General features: G+C 55.6%; 14 protein-coding genes and 4 pseudogenes. 8 read left to right on the top strand and 10 right to left on the bottom strand.

Annotated elements, in window-relative coordinates; genetic code table 11:
- Position 1 precedes the first annotated feature (1 nt).
- The 3 genes from IF654_RS12170 to IF654_RS22950 all read right to left on the bottom strand — a co-directional run bounded on the left by IF654_RS12170 (position 2) and on the right by IF654_RS22950 (position 2490).
- On the bottom strand, positions 2-1588 hold the full coding sequence (locus IF654_RS12170; protein ID WP_080960212.1) for an ABC-F family ATPase: 1587 nt from the start codon (positions 1586-1588) through the stop codon (positions 2-4).
- Between the two features lie 46 nt (positions 1589-1634).
- A complete protein-coding gene (locus IF654_RS12165) occupies positions 1635-2093 on the bottom strand; it encodes a site-specific integrase (protein WP_052892160.1) in 459 nt (152 codons plus the stop codon).
- A 142-nt stretch (positions 2094-2235) separates the two neighbouring features.
- Complete coding sequence (locus tag IF654_RS22950; protein ID WP_047274522.1) at positions 2236-2490, bottom strand: Pathogenicity locus; 255 nt, start codon at positions 2488-2490, stop codon at positions 2236-2238.
- A gap of 389 nt (positions 2491-2879) precedes the next feature.
- Between IF654_RS22950 and IF654_RS12160 the strand changes: the two genes are divergently transcribed.
- Positions 2880-3236, top strand: a complete 357-nt coding sequence (locus IF654_RS12160) for a VOC family protein (protein WP_194862908.1) — start codon at positions 2880-2882, stop codon at positions 3234-3236.
- A 419-nt stretch (positions 3237-3655) separates the two neighbouring features.
- Here IF654_RS12160 and IF654_RS12155 read toward each other — a convergent pair whose 3' ends face one another.
- Both IF654_RS12155 and IF654_RS12150 read right to left on the bottom strand, forming a co-directional pair.
- On the bottom strand, positions 3656-4120 hold the full coding sequence (locus IF654_RS12155) for a hemerythrin domain-containing protein (RefSeq protein WP_047274526.1): 465 nt from the start codon (positions 4118-4120) through the stop codon (positions 3656-3658).
- A 206-nt stretch (positions 4121-4326) separates the two neighbouring features.
- On the bottom strand, positions 4327-4533 hold the full coding sequence (locus IF654_RS12150) for a hypothetical protein (protein WP_047274528.1): 207 nt from the start codon (positions 4531-4533) through the stop codon (positions 4327-4329).
- A gap of 521 nt (positions 4534-5054) precedes the next feature.
- Between IF654_RS12150 and IF654_RS23290 the strand changes: the two are divergent.
- Both IF654_RS23290 and IF654_RS23285 read left to right on the top strand, forming a co-directional pair.
- Positions 5055-5825 (top strand): annotated as a pseudogene (locus IF654_RS23290) (MCP four helix bundle domain-containing protein); the annotation flags it as partial.
- The gene (locus IF654_RS23285) at positions 5817-6680 is read left to right on the top strand and encodes a methyl-accepting chemotaxis protein (RefSeq protein WP_371914014.1); all 864 of its coding nucleotides are present in this window, start codon (positions 5817-5819) and stop codon (positions 6678-6680) included. The pseudogene IF654_RS23290 and the gene IF654_RS23285, both read left to right, overlap by 9 nt.
- A gap of 231 nt (positions 6681-6911) precedes the next feature.
- On the opposite strand, the pseudogene IF654_RS12140 reads toward IF654_RS23285, so the two are convergent.
- The 3 genes and pseudogenes from IF654_RS12140 to IF654_RS12130 form a co-directional block, all read right to left on the bottom strand.
- Positions 6912-7145, bottom strand: a pseudogene (locus IF654_RS12140) (IS630 family transposase); the annotation flags it as partial.
- 82 nt (positions 7146-7227) lie between these two features.
- Complete coding sequence (locus tag IF654_RS12135; protein ID WP_157774118.1) at positions 7228-8400, bottom strand: DUF2599 domain-containing protein; 1173 nt, start codon at positions 8398-8400, stop codon at positions 7228-7230.
- Between the two features lie 32 nt (positions 8401-8432).
- A complete protein-coding gene (locus tag IF654_RS12130; RefSeq protein ID WP_194862413.1) occupies positions 8433-9899 on the bottom strand; it encodes a DUF2599 domain-containing protein in 1467 nt (488 codons plus the stop codon).
- On the opposite strand from IF654_RS12130, the pseudogene IF654_RS12125 reads away from it, so the two are divergent.
- Positions 9859-10179, top strand: a pseudogene (locus IF654_RS12125) (transposase); the annotation flags it as partial. The gene IF654_RS12130 and the pseudogene IF654_RS12125 overlap by 41 nt on opposite strands.
- Before the next feature lie 63 nt (positions 10180-10242).
- Here IF654_RS12125 and IF654_RS12120 read toward each other — a convergent pair.
- Together IF654_RS12120 and IF654_RS12115 are read right to left on the bottom strand one after the other, a co-directional pair.
- Positions 10243-10686 (bottom strand): annotated as a pseudogene (locus IF654_RS12120) (tyrosine-type recombinase/integrase); the annotation flags it as partial.
- Positions 10687-10972: 286 nt separating this feature from the next.
- Positions 10973-11887 carry a LysR family transcriptional regulator gene (locus tag IF654_RS12115; RefSeq protein WP_047276715.1) on the bottom strand — a complete coding sequence of 305 codons (915 nt, stop codon included), beginning with the start codon at positions 11885-11887 and terminating at the stop codon, positions 10973-10975.
- 269 nt (positions 11888-12156) lie between these two features.
- On the opposite strand from IF654_RS12115, the gene IF654_RS12110 reads away from it, so the two are divergent.
- The 4 genes from IF654_RS12110 to IF654_RS12095 all read left to right on the top strand — a co-directional run bounded on the left by IF654_RS12110 (position 12157) and on the right by IF654_RS12095 (position 19021).
- Positions 12157-13170: a zinc-dependent alcohol dehydrogenase family protein gene (locus IF654_RS12110; RefSeq protein ID WP_194862414.1), complete on the top strand. Its 1014-nt coding sequence runs from the start codon at positions 12157-12159 to the stop codon at positions 13168-13170.
- A 419-nt stretch (positions 13171-13589) separates the two neighbouring features.
- Positions 13590-15032 (top strand): hypothetical protein, encoded by a 1443-nt coding sequence (locus IF654_RS12105; protein ID WP_194862415.1) that lies wholly within the window; start codon positions 13590-13592, stop codon positions 15030-15032.
- Positions 15033-15122: 90 nt separating this feature from the next.
- Positions 15123-16772 carry a VRR-NUC domain-containing protein gene (locus tag IF654_RS12100; RefSeq protein ID WP_194862416.1) on the top strand — a complete coding sequence of 550 codons (1650 nt, stop codon included), beginning with the start codon at positions 15123-15125 and terminating at the stop codon, positions 16770-16772.
- Positions 16769-19021, top strand: a complete 2253-nt coding sequence (locus tag IF654_RS12095) for an ATP-dependent DNA helicase (RefSeq protein ID WP_194862417.1) — start codon at positions 16769-16771, stop codon at positions 19019-19021. The genes IF654_RS12100 and IF654_RS12095 overlap by 4 nt, the downstream gene beginning before the upstream one ends.
- Positions 19022-19296 lie beyond the last annotated feature (275 nt).

The following is a 19296-nucleotide window of genomic DNA, read 5'->3' as shown; positions in this document are numbered from 1 at the left end:
ATCAGAACACCACACCCTGGCTGCGCAGGTAGTCATCGTAGGTGCCGCTGAAATCGATCACGCCACTTGGGCTCAACTCGATAATGCGCGTGGCCAGCGAGGAAACGAACTCGCGGTCATGGCTGACGAACACCAGCGTACCGGGGTAGTTTTCCAGCGCCAGGTTCAAGGCTTCGATGGATTCCATGTCCAAGTGGTTGGTCGGTTCGTCCATCACCAGTACGTTCGGTTTTTGCAGGATCAGCTTGCCGAACAGCATGCGGCCTTGCTCACCACCGGAAATCACTTTGACCGACTTCAGGATTTCATCGTTGGAGAACAGCATGCGGCCCAATGTGCCACGTACCATTTGCTCGCCCTGTGTCCACTGGCCCATCCAGTCGAAGAGGGTCATGTCCTCTTCAAAATCGTGGGCATGGTCCTGGGCGTAGTAACCCAGCTCAGCGGCTTCGGTCCACTTCACAGTGCCCGCATCCGGGGTCAGTTCGTTGACCAGCGTGCGCAGCAAGGTGGTTTTACCGATACCGTTCGGCCCAATGATCGCGACGCGCTCACCGGCTTCAATGGTGAAGCTGAAGTCTTTGAACAGCGTCTTGCCGTCAAAGCCTTTGGCCATGTGCTCAACGATGACCGCCTGGCGGTGCAGCTTTTTGGTCTGCTCGAAGCGGATGAACGGGCTGACGCGGCTCGACGGCTTGACCTCGGCCAGCTGGATCTTGTCGATCTGCTTGGCACGCGACGTCGCTTGCTTGGCTTTGGAGGCGTTGGCCGAGAAGCGGCTCACGAACGATTGCAGTTCGTTGATCTGGGCTTTCTTCTTGGCGTTGTCCGACAGCAGTTGCTCACGGGACTGAGTGGCAACCGTCATGTACTCATCGTAGTTGCCCGGGAACAGGCGCAGCTCGCCGTAGTCCAGGTCGGCCATGTGGGTGCAGACGCTGTTCAGGAAGTGTCTATCGTGGGAAATGATGATCATCAGGCTGTTACGCTGGGTCAGCACGTTTTCCAGCCAGCGGATGGTGTTGATGTCCAGGTGGTTGGTCGGTTCGTCGAGCAACAGCACTTCTGGATCGGAAAACAGTGCCTGAGCCAGCAGAACACGCAGTTTCCAGCCCGGTGACACTTCGCTCATCGGACCGTTGTGCTGTTCAATGCCAATACCCAGGCCCAACAGCAGCTCGCCGGCGCGCGACTCGGCGGTGTAGCCGTCCATCTCGGCAAATTCAGTTTCCAGCTCTGCCACGGCCATGCCGTCTTCTTCGGTCATCTCGGGCAGGGAGTAGATGCGGTCGCGCTCAGCCTTGACCTTCCACAGCTCTTCGTGACCCATGATCACGGTGTCGATCACGGTGAATTCTTCGTACGCGAACTGATCCTGGCGCAACTTGCCCAGGCGCACATTCGGCTCAAGCATCACCTGGCCACCCGACGGCTCAAGATCGCCACCCAGGATTTTCATGAAAGTGGACTTGCCGCAACCATTGGCACCGATCAAACCATAACGGTTGCCTGCGCCGAACTTGACTGAAACGTTCTCGAAAAGCGGCTTGGCGCCGAATTGCATCGTGATGTTAGCTGTAGAAATCAAAAGGTTATCCTGCGGGGGTTACAGAGTTGCGAGGGTGCGCCAGTACCTATTGAGTACCCATTTCCGACATTCCGAGCGTGGACATTTCATTCCAGTCTGAAGCAGAACTGATCCATCTGGCATAGGTGGACAGCAGCATTTGCACGCTATGCCCAAGTTGATTTGCGATGAAAGCAGGATTCATTCCCGTCATCAGGCAAAGGGTCGCGTATGTAAGGCGGCGATTGTACTGGGGTCGGTCACGTAACGATAGGGCGATAAACGCCTGTTTGACGGGCGTGTGCAGCAGACTTCTTCCGTGAACGAACTGATTTTCCTGGCCGGGAGGGGAAATGTATGGGGCGTGAGCCTGCTGCATTTCACGCATGGCGGGGTGTTCAGCGTCAGCTTTTGCTTGGACCAAGGCCTTTATGGCGCGTTGGCTTAGCAGTACCACCCGACGTTTTTTGTTTTTCACGCGCACGCGAATCTGACGATTGGCGCCGATCCGGCATGGCCATCTCATGGCTGTCCGGCCCGTGTTGCGCGCACTCAAGCAGCGTACTCAGCGTTCGACATCGACTCCAGGGTCGGGATTAGCGACGTTTTCAAGCGGCAGGCTAGTGTCATGACCACCAGGCAACCCGATGGGCAGGCACCGAACGGACCTACCGTGCCGGATTGTTCACCGTTGAGCTGCGCGCAAGCTCTACGGCTGCAGTGATAGCCGCTCTGGCTTGAGGGCTATTCTTCCAGCAGGTCGAACCCAATGCCGCGGATGCCTGGGCCAGGATGTCACCCACATCCGCCTTCCTAAGCTCGGCGAGCGATTCGATACCCATCTGTTCAAGCCGAGTAATCACGGTGGGGCCTACGCCTTTGAGGGCGAGCAAAGCGGTTCTTTCTTCCCGTGAAAATGGCATCCATAAAGTCCTTTTTTCGTTGAGTCGGTGGCAGTGTGCCCCACGCTGGACGGTGCCTCAATAGATCGGCGTCATCGTTTTGAGTGTGAGCGGTGAAACGTATTGATGGGACACCCTGGCGGCCGACATCGACCTTGGTACGCGCCGACTCCAGTTCCTGAGGTTTGAATGGCTCCAAGTCGAAGCCCTTGCCGCCAGTGGGGATGTGATGGGCATGGGTCACGCTCGCCCGGACGTTACCAGCACGTAGCACACGATCCTTGTGAGCAAGGTTGATGTCGGAACGCTACTGCGGCAGGATCAAGTTCAGCGATTGGCACTCCTTCCGCGCGGGAGGCATGCTCAGGTTCAGACCATCAAAACAGTTTTGTTCAACAAGGAAGTCAAGCATGGGCGCTAGAGGGTCTGATCGTCAGATCGACAATATTGAGTTCAACGTCAGCGATATTGCACACAGCAAAGCTTTTTATGGCTCTGCGTTTGGCTGGGCCTTCATAGACTATGGTCCCGGCTATACCGAGTTCAGTGATGGCAGGCTTACCGGAGGGTTCACAACCGGGGAGCCCGTGCGTCCGGGTGGCCCGCTAGTCATTCTTTACGCGGATGACCTTGAAGACTCCCAGCAGCGAATCAGAGCGGCAGGGGGCACGATAAGCCGGGACGTTTTCGCGTTTCCTGGGGGTAGCAGGTTTCACTTCATTGATTTGGATGGCTATGAGTTAGCTGTCTGGAGTGTGGATGCATAGCGCTTTCGGGATAGATGCCAATGCAGTATCAACGCTGTTTGTTTGCATCCCGAAGGCGTGAAAAATCCCGGCGGGCCGGGCAGTGGAGTCTTGCTTCAGGCAACCCATCGCTGGGCTGACCGTGCGATTTCTTGCCCATGTTCGTGCTCGGCCTTACCCACGTCGCAGGCTGTTTGCAGGTTGAGCTGAGCGCCATGTCAGCAGAAACACCGCCGCGCTCAAGCAAAAAACCTGCGCCTCAGTGAGCGTCCAAAATTCCAACGTTTCAGGGCCGTGTTTGGTCCATATGAAACACACTCGCCATCGCCTCTTGATGCTAATGCTGTGCTGGCCGTGGATAGACCGGATAGGTGCAGGATCAATGCAAAAAACCCGGCGCTGGGCCGGGCTCTCTGCTGTTGCGGGGACGCACCCACTGTTTACGCAGCGGCAAGGCTCTTTTTCATAGAGGCTTTCAATACCAGCATCTGTTCGCCCAGTTCTTCAAGCTTGGCCTTACCGAGCAGTTTTTTGGCCTTGGGGAACATGTCTGTTTCTTCTTCTTCGATGTGATGTTCGAGCAACTCTTTAATCACTTTCACCCGCCCTGCAAATTCGGGTGACGTGGGATCGGTGGCTTTCAGGTCGGGCAGCACCAGCGCGTCCACGGTGCGGTGCTCCTCTTTGGCTTCGTAATACATCTCGGCTTCGTCTTTCCCGCCAGCCGACTTGAACGCGGGATACAGGATTTCTTCTTCAAGTTGAGTGTGGACAGTGATCTCCAGCTCAAGTTTGGTCAGAAGATCCGTGCGTGTTTTCACTGCGCGATCCGTTGATTCACTCAGTTGGTTCAGAATGGCTTTCACTTTCTCATGGTCTGCTTTCAGAAGATCAATGGCGTTCATGGTTAGGCCTCTCTATCACGGGTAGGGTGCGGCTGATCAGTGCCAGCGCTGCTTTTTTTCCTCCATGTAGGTAAGGCATTTGTCGTGCCACTTGTTATTTAAGAAATAGATTCGCCATATCAAGGGGTTACTGATCATCTGCTCCGTACTGTTCATGCAACTTGCACGAGACGTCTTTTCAGATAATGCAGATCGCCAGCCAACACTCAGTGCAGGGTCTTCACCCGCCGGCTTTCGCCAATCCGGATCCTGTCCAGCGCTCGGTTTAATGCGTCCAGTGCATCGAGAAGTGCCTTGGCCTCCGCTTCGCGACCATCCCCCCAAAGGCGTTCCGCCATTTTGTTCAGCGCCTGAATGGATCGCTCAATGTCTGCTGCCGTCACCGTGGCGCTTTGCTCATGTTTCTCACTCATCATCCCTTCCTCTGTCGCACCACTTTGATGACGCTCATGAAGCATCACCGCGCTCTGTCACACACTTCAACACATGGGCTTGTTGATTCCCGCGTCATGATTTACCCGGTCCGCGTTGCTATCTGCTGCGGATGTGGAGCAAAGAACTCCTCAGCCTATAGGAATCACCTTGGGCGCTGTCGTCCTTTTGCGATGCTTGCTCTCTGGCGAACTGACAAAAAATTCACGTCGACAGCACGACTTTATGACACGGCGTGAACTACGATCATGACGAAATGATGGCATTTTGCCTTCGGTTTGATCCAGCCCGTGGGGATCAGGCTGCACCGCTGTGGAGAGATCGAAGCGCAAAGGGGGGTGATTTCACGTTGATGAGGCGGCCGTCTGCCTACGTAAAAGATCACGAGCCGTAATGAAGAGTCTGCGTTTATAAATCCGCCGAGTGGCTTGCAGCTTTTGGTCTCTCGGTCGATAGCTTGGCATGACACCTGCGACGTACCGACCTTTTAGAGTGATAAAAAATGAACGTCAGGACAATGAACCTTGCTCCACGATCTGCCACCTTTTTCTCACTCATTATCCTGGTGGTCTTTGCACTGGGCATGGTCGCTGTCATGCAAATGGGCAAGCTTCGAGACGCGGAGCAGGATGTAGAAACCAATTGGATGGCCAGCATCCGTGAGGTCGGCAAGATGCAGGCAGGCATCCTGCGGCTGCGCCTTGAAAGCATCCGCATCACCGTAACCACCGATGAACAGCAGCGCCAAACCCGCATCGCTTCATTGAGCGGCTACCGCAGTACCCTGCAGAACACCATCAGTCACTACGACGCCTTGGTCACCGGCTCACAAGAGCGTGAACTGTACCAAGCGGTGGCAACGGACATGCAGCAGTATTTCAATCTGCTGGATGAGTTGGAACCGTTGCTCAAACGTGGGGACAACGCGGCGGCCATTACCCTTATCAATTCCCGCATTAGCCCTATGACCAATGGCATGCAGGAAAAAATGGACAAGCTGGCTGCCTTTAATGAAGAGGGTGCAGAGCGTGCAGGCCTGAATGCTGCCTCGATCTACAGCAACGGCATCACCTTGGTGATTGGGTTGCTGGTGGCTACGGTGTTGCTCACCGTCGTACTGGCCACAGTGCTGACCCGCAGTATTACTGCGCCTATCGGGGTTGCCTTGGCCGTAGCCGAGCGCATCGCCGACAGCGACCTCTCGCGGGAGGTTACGATTACTGGTAGCGATGAAGCCAGCCGCCTGCTGGGCGCCTTGGCCAAGATGCAGCATAACCTGCGCGAAACCATCGCCCGTATCGCCGACTCTTCCACCCAGTTGGCCTCGGCCTCAGAAGAGATGACGGCGGTCACCGAAGAGGCCAGCCGCGGGCTGGTGCGCCAGAATGATGAAGTCGACCAGGCGGCCACCGCTGTGACCGAAATGACCGCCGCCGTGGACGAGGTGGCCCGCAATGCCGACGCTGCGGCCCAGTCCTCCCGCGAGACAATGGCCTTCACCCGTTCGGGTATCGAGAATGTGGCACAAACCCTTAAAGCCATTGAAAGTCTGGCCAGCAACGTGGCCAGTACGGGAGAGCAGGTCAAGGCGTTGTCCGGCAGGGCACAGAACATCAGCAAGGTGGTTGAAGTGATTCGCGCGATTGCTGAGCAGACCAACCTGCTGGCGCTGAACGCGGCCATTGAAGCGGCCCGCGCAGGCGAGCAAGGCCGTGGATTTGCGGTGGTGGCCGATGAAGTGCGGGCGCTGGCCCACCGTACGCAGCAGTCGACACAGGAAATCGAACAAATGATCAGCGCGATTCAGGCTGACTCCACCCAAGCGGTGGGGGCGATGAGCGTCAGCGCGCAGATGGCCAGCAGCTCCATCTCCGTGGCACAAGACGCCGACTTGTCGCTCAAGCAAATCGCCGAGGCCATTACCCAGATAAACGAACGCAACCTGTTGATTGCCACCGCTTCGCAAGAACAGGCGCAAGTAGCCCGCGAGGCAGACCAAAACTTGACCAGTATCCGCGAACTGTCCATCCAGAGCTCGGCAGGCGCCAGTCAGACCGCGAGCGCGTGCGGCGAACTGGCCAATCTGGCGATTGAACTGAATCACTTGGTCGCGCGCTTCAAAGTGTGATGGCCCGAGTTAGCGGTAGCGCAGAGCCCTAAAGCGTTGAGCCTGTCACGAATAATCAAATTCAACCGCCCGCTGGCGGTTGAATTTTTTGGCGAGCGTCACGGATGGAATGGAACGAAAACAACAGACTGACCTAGGTCGTTGAAGGCAACGGGACTTGGCACCGCTACAACATCCTTGATCAGACCTACTGCATCCGCCAGGCATGGGGGGGTGGAATGGGTTTTCGAGGATCTGGCCTTTTTCATCAATACAGAGCACCAACGCTCGATCAGGCGGGTTCAGGTATAGGCCTACAATATCGTGAACCTTATCGACAAACAGTGGATCGGTAGAAAGTTTGAAGGTTTTTTCCAAGTGAGGCTTGATCCTAAAAGCGTGCCAAATACGCATCACGCTGGCTGGGGACAACCCTGTTTCCCGGCTCATTCGACGCGTGCTCCAATGGCTGGCGTCTTCGGGTTTGCTTTGCAGCACTTCTTAATATCTTCCTTAAGGCATTCCAAAAAGGGATACCTACTACGACGTGTTTAGATTGACCTGCCTCTCAAGGATTACACCCAACAGCGGCGATTTGTTCATCGGTCATACCTTTAGTAGTGCGCCAAGGTTCTAAAAAAAACTCCCGTGGGCTTTTGAAGTATGGAGAAAGGCATTTGATCTGTGCGGCTAAAGACTCACCGTAAGGTTGTTGGTTAAACCTGACGCTGTCGCGATACTGTCTCAACAACTCAATGGCTGCGGATTTATACTCTTGATTGGTAAGGTTCGTAGCGCAGGAACTGGGAGTGACAGCCAGCGACCATCCATTATCTTTAAAGACCCAGCGAACATTGCTGAAGTACTGGGAACAGGTCGCTTGATCCTGCGGATCAAAGGTAAACCTTGCTTCTTTTTGTGGGCCGTCTGGAAGCGTTACTTTAACAATCGGTGTAAATGTATGACCTGCGTTGACCACCCAATTCCACTGATCTGTTTGGGCCGCTGCCAATCCACTATTTTGATTAGGCCCGTCAACATAATAGAAGGCTAAAATCGGTAAATTTTCAGCATCACTCCATGTTCCCAAGAGTACTTCATTATGCCGATTAAAGAAGCCATCTCTGATTAACGACTTTGCCTTCACACTGGCGTAGAAATGACTCGCCGATTGGTAAGTCTGCGCTCCAACCTGCCTAAATCCACACTGCCTAGTCTCATCTTTATTCACATCCCCGAAGTGACTTACCCACTGTTCAGCGGTAGTAATACCAAAAGATTCGCACGACTTTTCTTCTACAGGGGTGTCAACATTATCGCCACACCCTTTATCTGTCCTCATCGCTGTATTGGCATCTAAAGGAAAGGAGCACAGTACCTCCGGCAAGTCTGACATCCCAAATTTTTTATAATCTGTAGGCGCCAAAATAAGCCCTTTTATTCCCCAAGCCAATCCAAATTTAGTATCGCTGCGCAAATAAGAAAAAGGGACTCCCCCCCTTGCCAAAGTGCCAGGACTCGGCTGCCACGGCAAAAACTTACCTGACGTCGATGTCCCTCGGATCATTAGCCCTGAACACAAATAGGCGGGTCTATAAGGTGTGTTGCAGTATTCTACTTGCGAGTCGTAATAGCTCTCAATTTCACGGACGGTGTCTTCCCCAACGCCTGCCTGTGCATTCAAGTTATTAAGAAACAGCAGAGCCCCTGTAAGTAAGTAGCTACGACGGAGAATGTTCACTCGAAATGCCCCCTTCATGTATCATCAGCCGCTTACGGATTACAACCCGCGGCTAATACTTGTGCTTCTGTCAAACCTCGGGCTGAGCGCCACGGTTCCAGATACCACCGAGATTTACCACGGTAATTAGAAGCCAAACAGTTAATTTGCACAGGCAGGGAATCACCCGATGGCAGCGCCTTAAACTGGCTGTCTTGACCGTGCAGGTCCATAAGCTCTTTGCTGGCCGCTTGACTATCAAAGGTGCCTATTGTTCGTCCACACGCGCTAGGGGTGACGACCAATGACCATTTGCCATCTTTTTCTGACCATGTCGAAGTATCAAAGTACTTAGGGCACACGACTTGATCGGCTGGATTGAAGACAAATGCAGCATGATCGTTAATGGTAGGTGGGTAAATTATTTTTATGATGGGTACATAGCTGTGACCGGTCTTGACAACCCAATCCTGTTGGTCATGTTGAGCGAATTTTAGCCCACTTCCAAAGTGCGGATCTTCAACATAAAAAAACGCCATAATTGGCAGTGACGTAGAATCGTCTGGCCACGTAGCAAGACGCAACTCATTCTGAGTTTCAAATGTGTCTTTTTTTAGTTGGGCGGATTCATTCATCAACAATGATCTTGCTCGCACACTGGCATAAAACTGCGCCACGCCATCGGCTCCATTACGAGCACTGACATGCCGAAAACCACACTGTTCTTTGTGATTGGCGCCCACCTGTAGATAATCGGCCACCCACTGTTCAGCGGTATGAACGTTTTTTAGTTCGCAGGCGGTCTCTAGACTGACAGTTTCCGAATGGTCCCCGCACCCAAGATCATTTCTATTGTTGGTCCATGAGTCAATGGGGAAAGAACACAGAACTTGAGGGGTACGCTTCATTCCCGGCTTCAAATAACTATAAGGCTGGAACACAAAACCTTTAATTTTACTCACGCCGGGATCTTTAAACTTTGTATCGGCACGCAAATATTCGAATGAAACACCACCGCTGACTTTAGAGTCCGGGCTTGGATTCCACGTGTAATACTTAGGGTTGGTTGAGGTGCCTCTTATCATTAATCCAGAGCAATAATAAGCTGGCAGCTTTCCACCATCACACGAGTCTACAGTCGCCATATAATAGCGCTTCATCTCAGCAGCAACATCCTCCCCTACACCTGCCACAGCACTAGAACTCAACAAGGCTAACGCTATTATATTTAATGCGCCTATAGACAAATAATGCGCACTGCGCATGCTCAATTTTTCATCATCAGCGCATGAAATGCCTTTTATGTTTTTTCGCTTCATCGCAAACGCCCCCGCAGGCTTATTATTCTCTGGACTACCGTTATAAAGGGCGGCTAATAATTTGTATGCTGTCACAAATAACAGTTGCTTAGATAAATTTGGAATAGCATCAACTTTATTTATTTTGATTAGGCTCTGTACGAAATCAGCCGAAACCAATTTGAATTCCGCAGGCGCCGCCTGGGATTTGGTTGCAGACATCTTCTATGAACCCCGCCGCAGTGGGCGCCCACGAGCAGATGATCGTTTGATGCTCAACGGCGTCCTCTGGGTGCTCTGTTCTGGCGCTGCCTGGCGCGATATGCCTGAGCGCTTTGGCCCATGGTCGACGGTTTATCAGCGCTTCCGTGATTGGCGCAATCGCGGAGCGTTTGACCAGATGCTCAAGCGGCTTCACATCAAACTCAACGAGCAAGGGTTAATTGATCTGGAGACCTGGATGATTGACTCCACCGCAGTACGAGCAACCCGGGCCTCATCTGATGGCTGGCCTGCGCCATGCGATGTTTACGACATTACTTTTCGTACAGAGCCTAATGCGTTCTCAAGTCTGCCCTGCGAGGGCTGCATTCTTGCGCAAGCCATCCAAATAATTTGTCCATTGCTGCGCAGCCTCCCGGCGCTGTGGTAGCAGTTGGGCGCGCGCGTAAACAGCGCCCAGCACGCCCGGCATGCGGTGAAACAACTTCAATACAATCGGATCGACGCCCAAATGCGCGTGGGCGATGGTGCGGTAGGTGTCACGAAAACCGTGCGCATTGATGGGGTATTGCGGCCAGATCCGCTGATAGGCCTTTGCCTGAGACGTGGCGTCAATTGGGTAACCCGGGTAGACCGGGGAGACGAATACCCAGCCATCACCCGCTTCATCCACCACCCTCCGTTCATGTAGTTCGCGCAACAGCACAAGGGCCTGCTCCGTCCGTGGCGCGATGTGCTTGCTCTTGTCCAGATGGCGGGTCTTCCCGACTATATAACGCCAGTAGGCCCTTTCTGTGAAGCCTGGACATGTAACTCCAGACCGGCTACTTCGCCATCGTCCTACTTACCAAGTATCGCAATGGGACGCAGAAAGGCATCGCTGAGTTTTCGCCGTAATACAGGCGTAGAGGGGGATATCGTCATCTGCGGGTACTTTTTTTCGAAAAGAAAAATCACCCGAAAATATACCCGCAGCCGCCTCGGAAATGAGTGGAATACGACAGACGATTCTAGACTTAAGATCGAATTAAAAAACTGAATTTATTACTGTTATGGATCTCGATGGAAGTCAGTCATAAGCTATCAGGATCCCCAAAAAACATCTGGATCCGCGAGCGCAGCCAGCGTTCTCCCGGATCGTTGTCCTGTGCCCCGCGCCAGGCCATGTGCAATTCGAAGGTTTGCGTGTCCAGCGGCGGGTCTTCGGCGCGTATGCCGCCAGCGGCTGTGAGCGCTTCAGCGGTGTAGTCGGGCACGGTGGCGATGATATCGGTGCCGGCCAGCAGGGTACTCAGGCCGTTGAACTGTGGAACAGCCAGCACGACGTGGCGTTTGCGGCCAAGTTTTTCCAGCTCGGTATCGATAAAACCACTCAGGTCGCCAGCGAATGACACCAGGGCGTGGGGGCGGGCGCAGAAATCATCCAGTGACAACGACCCCGGCACGGTGTCGGCGCGCAAGAGTTTAGGCTTGCTGCGACGTAACACTTTGCGTTTGGCATTGGCGGGCAGGTCGCTGGTGTAGCTGACGCCGACCGAAATTTCCCCGGACGCCAACAACGGCGGCATCAAGATGTAGTTCACCCGCCGCACCACCAGCACGATGCCAGGCGCTTCGGCGCGCAGGCGTTTGAGCAGCATGGGGAGGAGGGCAAATTCTACGTCGTCGGATAACCCGATGCGGAACACCGAGGTGCTGGTGGCCGGGTCGAACTCGGATGCGCGGCTGACCGCCGTGGAAATTGAATCCAGCGCCGGGGACAGCAGCGCAAAAATCTCAATGGCCCGCGCCGTAGGTTCCATGCTGCGCCCGGTCCGCACGAACAGCGGATCATCGAACAGGTTGCGCAGGCGCGATAACGCCGCACTGATCGCCGGTTGGCCGAGGAACAATTTCTCTGCGGCACGGGTCACACTGCGTTCATGCATCAAGGTTTCAAAGACGATCAGCAGGTTAAGATCGACGCGACGCAAGTCGTTACGGTTCATCTCGCTGGCTTCACAGGCGGGTCTAGAGGGACTTAGGTGACGGATCTTACGGGCATACAGGCCAAATCGTCACTGCCTAGATTTGCTTTCTGATTGCCTGATCGGATTAACTTTGCGCTTTGCGCAGCTTTTTGACGGCCTCGGTGTCGCAAGCACCGCGGCCGCCGATCAATGTCAGACATGTCGACTATTAATGCTGTCTGTTAGTCTTGCGCCCAAAGCCCCGATAAAGTCCTGGGGTATTAGCGATTAATTTGGCGAGGTTTGCGATGTCGCGCACGATCCGTTTTCACAAGTTTGGCTCGGCCGAGGTGCTCAAGTGCGAAGAGCACGAGGTCGCTGTGCCCGCGCCCGGAGAAGTGCAGGTGCGCGTCGAAGCTATTGGTATCAGTTGGTACGACGTGCTGTGGCGGCAAAATCTGGCACCGTCACACGCTCGTCTGCCCGCCGGTATCGGTCAGGAGATGGCGGGGGTCGTGACCGCAGTCGGTGAGGGCGTGAGTGACTTGAAGCCGGGCGACAAGGTGGCCAGCTTCCCTGCGCACAGTGCCAATGACTACCCGAGCTATGGCGAGCAGGTCCTGATGCCGCGTTCTGCCCTGACCCTCTATCCTCAGGTGCTGAGCCCGGTGGAGGCCAGCGTGCATTACACGCCCTTGTTGATTGCCTATTTCGCCTACGTGGACTTGGCGCGGGTCAAGCCGGGGCAGATCGTGCTGATCACCGACGCCAGCCATTGCGCAGGGCCTTCGTTCGTGCAGATGGGCAAAGCGTTGGGCGCCAAGGTGATCGCGGCCACCAAAGAGGCCGCCGAACGCGATTACTTGTGCGAACTGGGCGCCGACAAAGTGATCGTTACCGAAGAACAGGACTTGCTGATGCAAATCAACAAGATCACGGACGGTCGAGGCGTAGACACTGTGTTCGACGGGTTAGGCGGTCCGCAAATGTCTGTGCTGGGCGATGTGCTTGCCCCGCGCGGCAACCTGGTGCTTTACGGTTTGCAAGGCGGTAATCAAACGCCATTTCCGGCCTGCGCGGCGTTCCAGAAAAACATTCAGTTCTTTGTGCATTGCATCGGTAATTTCACCGGCAAGCCGGAATTGGGTATCGCTCAGGACCAAGAGGCCATGGCCCGGGCGTTGCAAGCCATCAATGAATGGACGGCCGACAGGATCCTGCGCCCGCTGGTGGTCAAAGTGTTTCCTTTCGAGGAGTTTGTGCAAGCGCATCGTTATATGGATGAATGCCCGTGCAGAGGGCGAGTCGCCCTGCAAGTGTGAGTTCGCATCGTGTTCACGGGCTGATGAAAACGTCACCCACCCTGGATGAGGGTGGGTGACGTTTTTGTTTGGGTTAATCATTCAGGTTGAAACTTCTCGGTTTGATGTTTATAGGCTATTCGATGTGTTTAAAGTGTTCGCGGATAACTTTGTGGTCTTGTTAAACATTAAAGTGTGACCGGTCGGTCTAATTATTTATATGCTCAAATGGCTTTTCATTTGGGTGCGAATACTGATAGCTTACTGATGGCCACTCATATGGAAGTTGGTTGGCATTGGGCGCATCTGGATGAATGCTAGTTGCGTAGTCTAATTCTTACATTTAAGTAATACCTCTCCTTGTTTTTATAGGGGCGGGTATGTCTGGCCGCTTTGAGTGTGCCTGCGAATACTAATAAGACGTTGCGGAGGGTTAACCCATGAGTACCTTTCATGAGCAGGCCATGAGCTTTGTATATCAACAAGTTCTGCATCGCCTGACAGGGTTCTTCAGTCGGCATGAGCGCATTGCGTTGCAATTGTTGATACAGCGGTTACTGGTGGCCGCGGGCGGTGTCGAGCGTATCGGTCAGTTCCGGTTGATGGTGGTGCATGAGGGCGGCAAGGAAAGCGCCTATACCCTGGCATTCTTGCGCGCAGCGCAGTTGAGTATTGCCGCCCGATCACCCGTGACGTTCATGTTGCGTCTGGCCGTGCTGCGCCAGCCGCGGCTTACGGCGTCGGTCATGGCAAGGTTTCATCACCAGTGCAATGAGTTATTCCTGTATGACGACGATCGCGTCGAACTGCTACAGGTCGATGACACGGGCGCACATCCCATCACACGCCATACTCCGTTCAATGAGCTGAGCCCGGTGGCCAGTCGGCAGGATGTCTTGATGTGGGGGCATGTGTCAGAAGGGGACGCAAGGGCGACTTTTTTGTATGGCGACCTGTTGTCACGGGCCGCGCTTTTTCAAACCGCCTACAGGTGGGGGGGCGTGGTCAATGCACTGATTGACAGACGCCCGCCGCCGCATCTGGGCGAATATGCGCATTGGATGATGAAGGTGGCCCAGCGCCTGGGGCTTTGTACGGCCAGCCCGCCGGACGATGTACTGTCGGCCGCGCTTGATATGTGCCTGCAACTTGATCAGGCGTCGCGCTTGATGATGCACCCGCATTCCATACCCGACCAGCGTCCTGTCAGTGCCGCGCCCCGCGGGGAGTTGGCGGTGATTAACGTGTTTGATTGTCTGTCCTGCGAGATGGAAATCCTCAACTCTGAGGCCCTTCATTTTACCGAAGGCCAATTGAATGCCCCGGGTGTCAATATTGAAGAGCCACAAACGGCAGTGGTGCTGGTTGAAGCCCATATGCAGGGGTTGCGTCACCGTTACACCGAAGCAGGCGATTATTGCAGTGGCGTCAGTTTATATCTGCAAAGTCTGGCCAAGCAAAATGAATGTAATCCTCGATACAAGGGGCAACTTACGGGTGTCATCGCAAGTGCATTTAATACACCCAAGCGAATTCAGAAGTTGCGAATTCAGATAACGCAGTATTTGAATGATCTGTATAACTTGAGCGACGAGCATATCCGTTGTTTTATTCAATCGCCTTTTGTCGAACAGGGCGGCCAGTTGGAATCGTTCGTGCAGGGTAACTACCCCGACAAATTGCCGTTGTTAAACGAACTTCATCACGCCTTGCAAGCACAACCTGATGCCTGCGCGCGACACGCAGGCTGGCTTGAAACCATCAGCGGCCTGCCTATGAAATCCCTGCAGGCGCTTTATACCTTGCGCAAGATTGATCTGGCCGAAGGCACGACCCTGATCGACATTCTGGCGTCCCACGATCCCGGTAAGCGACGCGGCTGAACCATTCATCCATTAGCCATTGCCAACCCGCCGGACGACCTGATATCTGTACGCTTATCCAGTATTAAACGTCAGTGGTTTGTTCCGCCTGTGATTTCCAATCCCCTTGAAGACCCGTTGTACTACCTGAAGAACTTCCAGCACGTCCTGCACTGGATCAAATCCCGTTATGACGACCTGCTGAACCTCGAAGAGCAGTGCTTCATTGACACCTTCCTCCAGTTGCCGGGCGCCTCACAGGCGCTGTGGGTGAGGCTGGTCATGCGCAAGGGCACGCATTTTCGCGCCAGCAAGCTCAATTACGCAGAAATCGGGGACATCGCCGGTGCAGCGGCGCCCTTGCTGGAACAGGGGTGGGTGAATGACCAGGCAAGGATCAACCTGGCAGACGTGTTCGAGGTGTTGCAAAAGGCAGAGTTGTTGCGCTTTTTCGCGGCGCATATTGCTGACCCCAAAGGCCGAAAGTCCGACTGGGAAGCCCGGTTGAGCCTTGAGCTGACCCATGAGCAACCCTTGGGCAACTGGTGCCCGGGCCTTGAAGACCGGCTGTTGACCCTGACCAACCGGGCCCTGGGTGATCGTCTGCGCCTGATGTTCTTCGGCACCCTCAACCAGAGCTGGTCCGACCTGGTGCTGGCTGACTTGGGTCTGTTTACCTATGAGGCTGTGCCATTGAGCCCGGCGTCCCGTGCCCTGCGGTGTCGGGCTGATATTGACGGCTATTTGCACCTGCATGCGTGCCGCGAACAGTTCGAAGCCGCGCAAGACGTCGAACTCGTTTTGCAGCACGTGCTGGACTACACCGCCGATAACCGCTGGCTATCACGCCGCCGCGCGCGTTTGTTGTTTCAATTGGGGCACTACCACGAGCGTGCCGGCGATCATCTGCGAGCCTTGCACATTTACCCTCATAGCCAGCACCCGCAAGCCCGTGTGCGCACGGTGCGGGTCATGGAGCACCTGCAAGCGTACGAGCAGGCGTATGCGCTGGCACAAACGGCCGAGCAGGCACCGTTGACTGACGCGGAGCTCCAGCAGGTGCAGCGCATGATCCCGCGCCTGCGGCGCAAACTCGGCCTGCCCGCCGAGCCACGCGCCAAACCCCGCGCCCCGCAACGCCTTGACCTGTGCCTGGAGCGCCATGCGCAGCGTTCAGTGGAGTTCAGCGTGGTGGCCCATTTGCACACCGAAGATGCACCGGTGCATTACGTGGAAAACACCCTGATCAACGCATTGTTCGGGTTGTTGTGCTGGCCTGCCATTTTCGCGCCGTTGCCGGGTGCATTTTTTCATCCGTATCAAAGCGGCCCCGCCGATTTGCTGGAGGACGACTTCCACGCGCGTCGGGCCGAGTTGTTTGACGCCTGCTTCGCGCAATTGCACGACGGACGATACCGCCACACCATTCGCGACACGTACACCCGAAAATACGGCGTGCAGTCGCCATTCGTGGCCTGGGGCCACCTGAGTGAACACCTGCTGGAGGAGGCGCTGAACTGCCTGCCGCCCGCGCATTTGCAGCTGTGGTTCAGTCGGCTGTTACTGGACATAAAAGCCAACCGCACCGGCATGCCCGACCTGATCCAGTTTTGGCCCGCGCAAAAAACCTACCGCATGATCGAAGTCAAAGGGCCAGGGGATCGCCTGCAAGACAACCAGCTGCGTTGGCTGGCCTTTTGCGAGCAGCACCAGATGCCGGTCACGGTGTGTTACGTGCAATGGCAGGAATGCACCGCGTGAGTTATCGCATTGCAGTCAGGGCCTTGTGCGAGTTCACGGCCAAAATCGGTGACCTTGACCTGCGCTTCACGCCGTCGCCGAGTGCGCAACAAGGTATGGCCGGGCATCGCACCGTGGCATCCCGCCGCTCTGCCAGCTATCAAGCTGAACTGAGCCTTGAGGGTCATTACCGCACGCTCTGTGTACGGGGCAGGGCCGATGGCTACGACCCGCTGAACAACGTGCTGGAAGAGGTCAAAACCTTTCGGGGAGACTTCGCGGCCCTCCCGGCCAATCATCGTCACCTGCACTGGGCACAGGCCAAGGTGTATGGCTGGTTGTTGTGTCAACGATTGGAGCTGCCCGCGGTCAATCTGGCGCTGGTGTATTTCGACATCGTCAGTGAAAAGGAGACCCGGCTGCAGGAACAATGGAGCGCCGCTGACCTGCAACAGTTTTTCACCCGCCAATGTGAGCAGTTTCTGGCGTGGGCGGAACAGGAGGTGGCGCACCGCGCCCTTCGCGACCAGGCCGCCCGCGGGCTGGCATTTCCCCACCCGGTATTTCGCACCGGGCAACGCCCACTGGCCGAGGCCGTGTACAAAACCGTCAGCACCGGCCGCTGCCTGATGGCCCAGGCGCCAACAGGGATTGGTAAAACGGTAGGCACGCTGTTCCCGCTGCTCAAAGCCATGCCTGCGCAACAACTGGACAAACTGCTGTTCCTCACCGCCAAAACCCCTGGTCGACAGTTAGCGCTGGACGCGGCGCAACGGCTGTACCCCGCCGCAGGCCCGACAGCGCTGCGCGTACTTGAGCTGGTGGCACGGGACAAAGCCTGTGAATACCCGCAAAACGCCTGCAATGGCGAGGCCTGCCCATTGGCCAACGGTTTTTATGACCGTTTGCCGGCCGCGCGTCTGGCCGCCGTTGAGCACTCGCTTCTCGATCAGGCCACGTTGCGCGAAGTGGCCCTGGCGCATCAGGTATGCCCGTATTACTTGAGTCAGGAAATGGCCCGCTGGGCCGATTTGGTGATCGCCGATTACAACTATTACTTCGACTTCAGTGCCTTGTTGTATGGCCTGGCACAGGCCAACCAATGGAAAGTCGCCACCCTGATCGACGAAGCCCACAACCTCGTGGAGCGCGCCCGCCAGATGTACAGCGCAAGCCTCGACCAGTACAGCCTGAACGCCGTGCGCCTGAATGCGCCGGCGCCCCTCGACAAGGCGTTCAAACGCCTCAATCGCGAGTGGAACGCACTGCACAAAGCGCAAATCGGCCCGTATCAGGTTCATCCGCAACTGCCGGGCAAGTGGCTGAACGCGTTGACGGCCTGCATCACCGCGATAGGCGATTACCTCAACGATCACCCGCACGGCATGACCGGCGAGCTGCAGGGTTTTTACTTCGAGGCACTGCAATTTAACCGGGTGGCGGAGCTGTTCGGCACGCCTTTCATTTTCGACGTCACCCTGCGGGACACCGGCAAGCGCCGCCTGTCACAGCTCACGCTGCGCAATGTGGTGCCCGCGGCTTTTATCGGACCGCGTCTGGCCAGTGCGCACAGTAATGTGCTGTTTTCAGCCACCCTTAACCCCCGCGCGTATTACGCCAATCTGCTCGGGCTAGCGCCAGACACGGTATGGGTCGACGTCGAGTCGCCGTTCAAGGCCGAACAGCTGTCGGTGCGCGTCATGAGCCACATCTCCACCCGCTTCAGCCACCGGGCAACCTCACTGGCGCCGATTGTCGAGCTGATGGCCGAGCAGTTTGAACAGCGGGCGGGCAACTACCTGGCGTTCTTCAGCAGTTTTGACTACTTGCAGCAAGTGGCCGCGCTGCTGGCTGAACGCTACCCGCACATCCCCCAGTGGCAACAGGCCCGGCGCATGGATGAAACAGCGCGTCAGGGGTTTCTCGACCGTTTCACCCTGACCGGGCAGGGCATCGGTTTTGCGGTGCTGGGCGGGGCATTTGGAGAAGGCATCGACCTGCCTGGCGCACGCCTGATTGGCGCCTTTATCGCCACCTTGGGGCTGAGCCAGTTCAACCCGGTCAATGAACAGATCAAAAAGCGCATGGCCGCGTTGTTCGGAGCAGGGTATGACTACACCTATCTGTATCCGGGCTTGCAAAAGGTCGTGCAGGCGGCCGGTCGCGTGATTCGCACCCAGAGCGATCAGGGCGCAGTATTTTTGATTGATGACCGTTTTGCCGAGCCTAACGTGCAACAGCTGTTGCCCGCGTGGTGGGCGTTGCAGTGACGACTCCACTGATCGGAAACAGCCTGAAACATTATTCGCTGCAATATCACAGCGACATCACCGGCTGATAGACTGCGCGCCGCTGAAAATCTGCCAGTCGTCCGAGCAGATTGGCGCCCTTGCCGTTGAGTACTGAACGTGAAACGTGCGTTTTTGCTGTATGTGGTCTGCATGACCCTCGTCCTGGCCGGGTTCGCCTGGATCTTCATCACCCTCTACCGCTAACTCCACGCCTGCGCGTGTATGGCAAACTCCCAGACCTTGGGCGCTTTCGT

This window comes from Pseudomonas lundensis, assembly GCF_015377145.2.
GTDB classification, from domain to species: Bacteria; Pseudomonadota; Gammaproteobacteria; order Pseudomonadales; family Pseudomonadaceae; genus Aquipseudomonas; species Aquipseudomonas lundensis.
This window is presented reverse-complemented; position numbering and strand designations above follow the sequence as displayed.

Excerpts from the sequence above, each read along its gene's own strand:
- IF654_RS12130 (WP_194862413.1), bottom strand. The coding sequence starts at position 9,899 with ATGTCTGCAACCAAATCCCAGGCGGCGCCTGCGGAATTCAAATTGGTT.
- IF654_RS12165 (WP_052892160.1), bottom strand. The coding sequence starts at position 2,093 with ATGAGATGGCCATGCCGGATCGGCGCCAATCGTCAGATTCGCGTGCGC.
- IF654_RS23285 (WP_371914014.1), top strand. The coding sequence starts at position 5,817 with ATGCAGCATAACCTGCGCGAAACCATCGCCCGTATCGCCGACTCTTCC.
- IF654_RS12110 (WP_194862414.1), top strand. The coding sequence starts at position 12,157 with ATGTCGCGCACGATCCGTTTTCACAAGTTTGGCTCGGCCGAGGTGCTC.
- IF654_RS12115 (WP_047276715.1), bottom strand. The coding sequence starts at position 11,887 with ATGAACCGTAACGACTTGCGTCGCGTCGATCTTAACCTGCTGATCGTC.
- IF654_RS12160 (WP_194862908.1), top strand. The coding sequence starts at position 2,880 with ATGGGCGCTAGAGGGTCTGATCGTCAGATCGACAATATTGAGTTCAAC.
- IF654_RS22950 (WP_047274522.1), bottom strand. The coding sequence starts at position 2,490 with ATGCCATTTTCACGGGAAGAAAGAACCGCTTTGCTCGCCCTCAAAGGC.
- IF654_RS12150 (WP_047274528.1), bottom strand. The coding sequence starts at position 4,533 with ATGAGTGAGAAACATGAGCAAAGCGCCACGGTGACGGCAGCAGACATT.
- IF654_RS12155 (WP_047274526.1), bottom strand. The coding sequence starts at position 4,120 with ATGAACGCCATTGATCTTCTGAAAGCAGACCATGAGAAAGTGAAAGCC.
- IF654_RS12105 (WP_194862415.1), top strand. The coding sequence starts at position 13,590 with ATGAGTACCTTTCATGAGCAGGCCATGAGCTTTGTATATCAACAAGTT.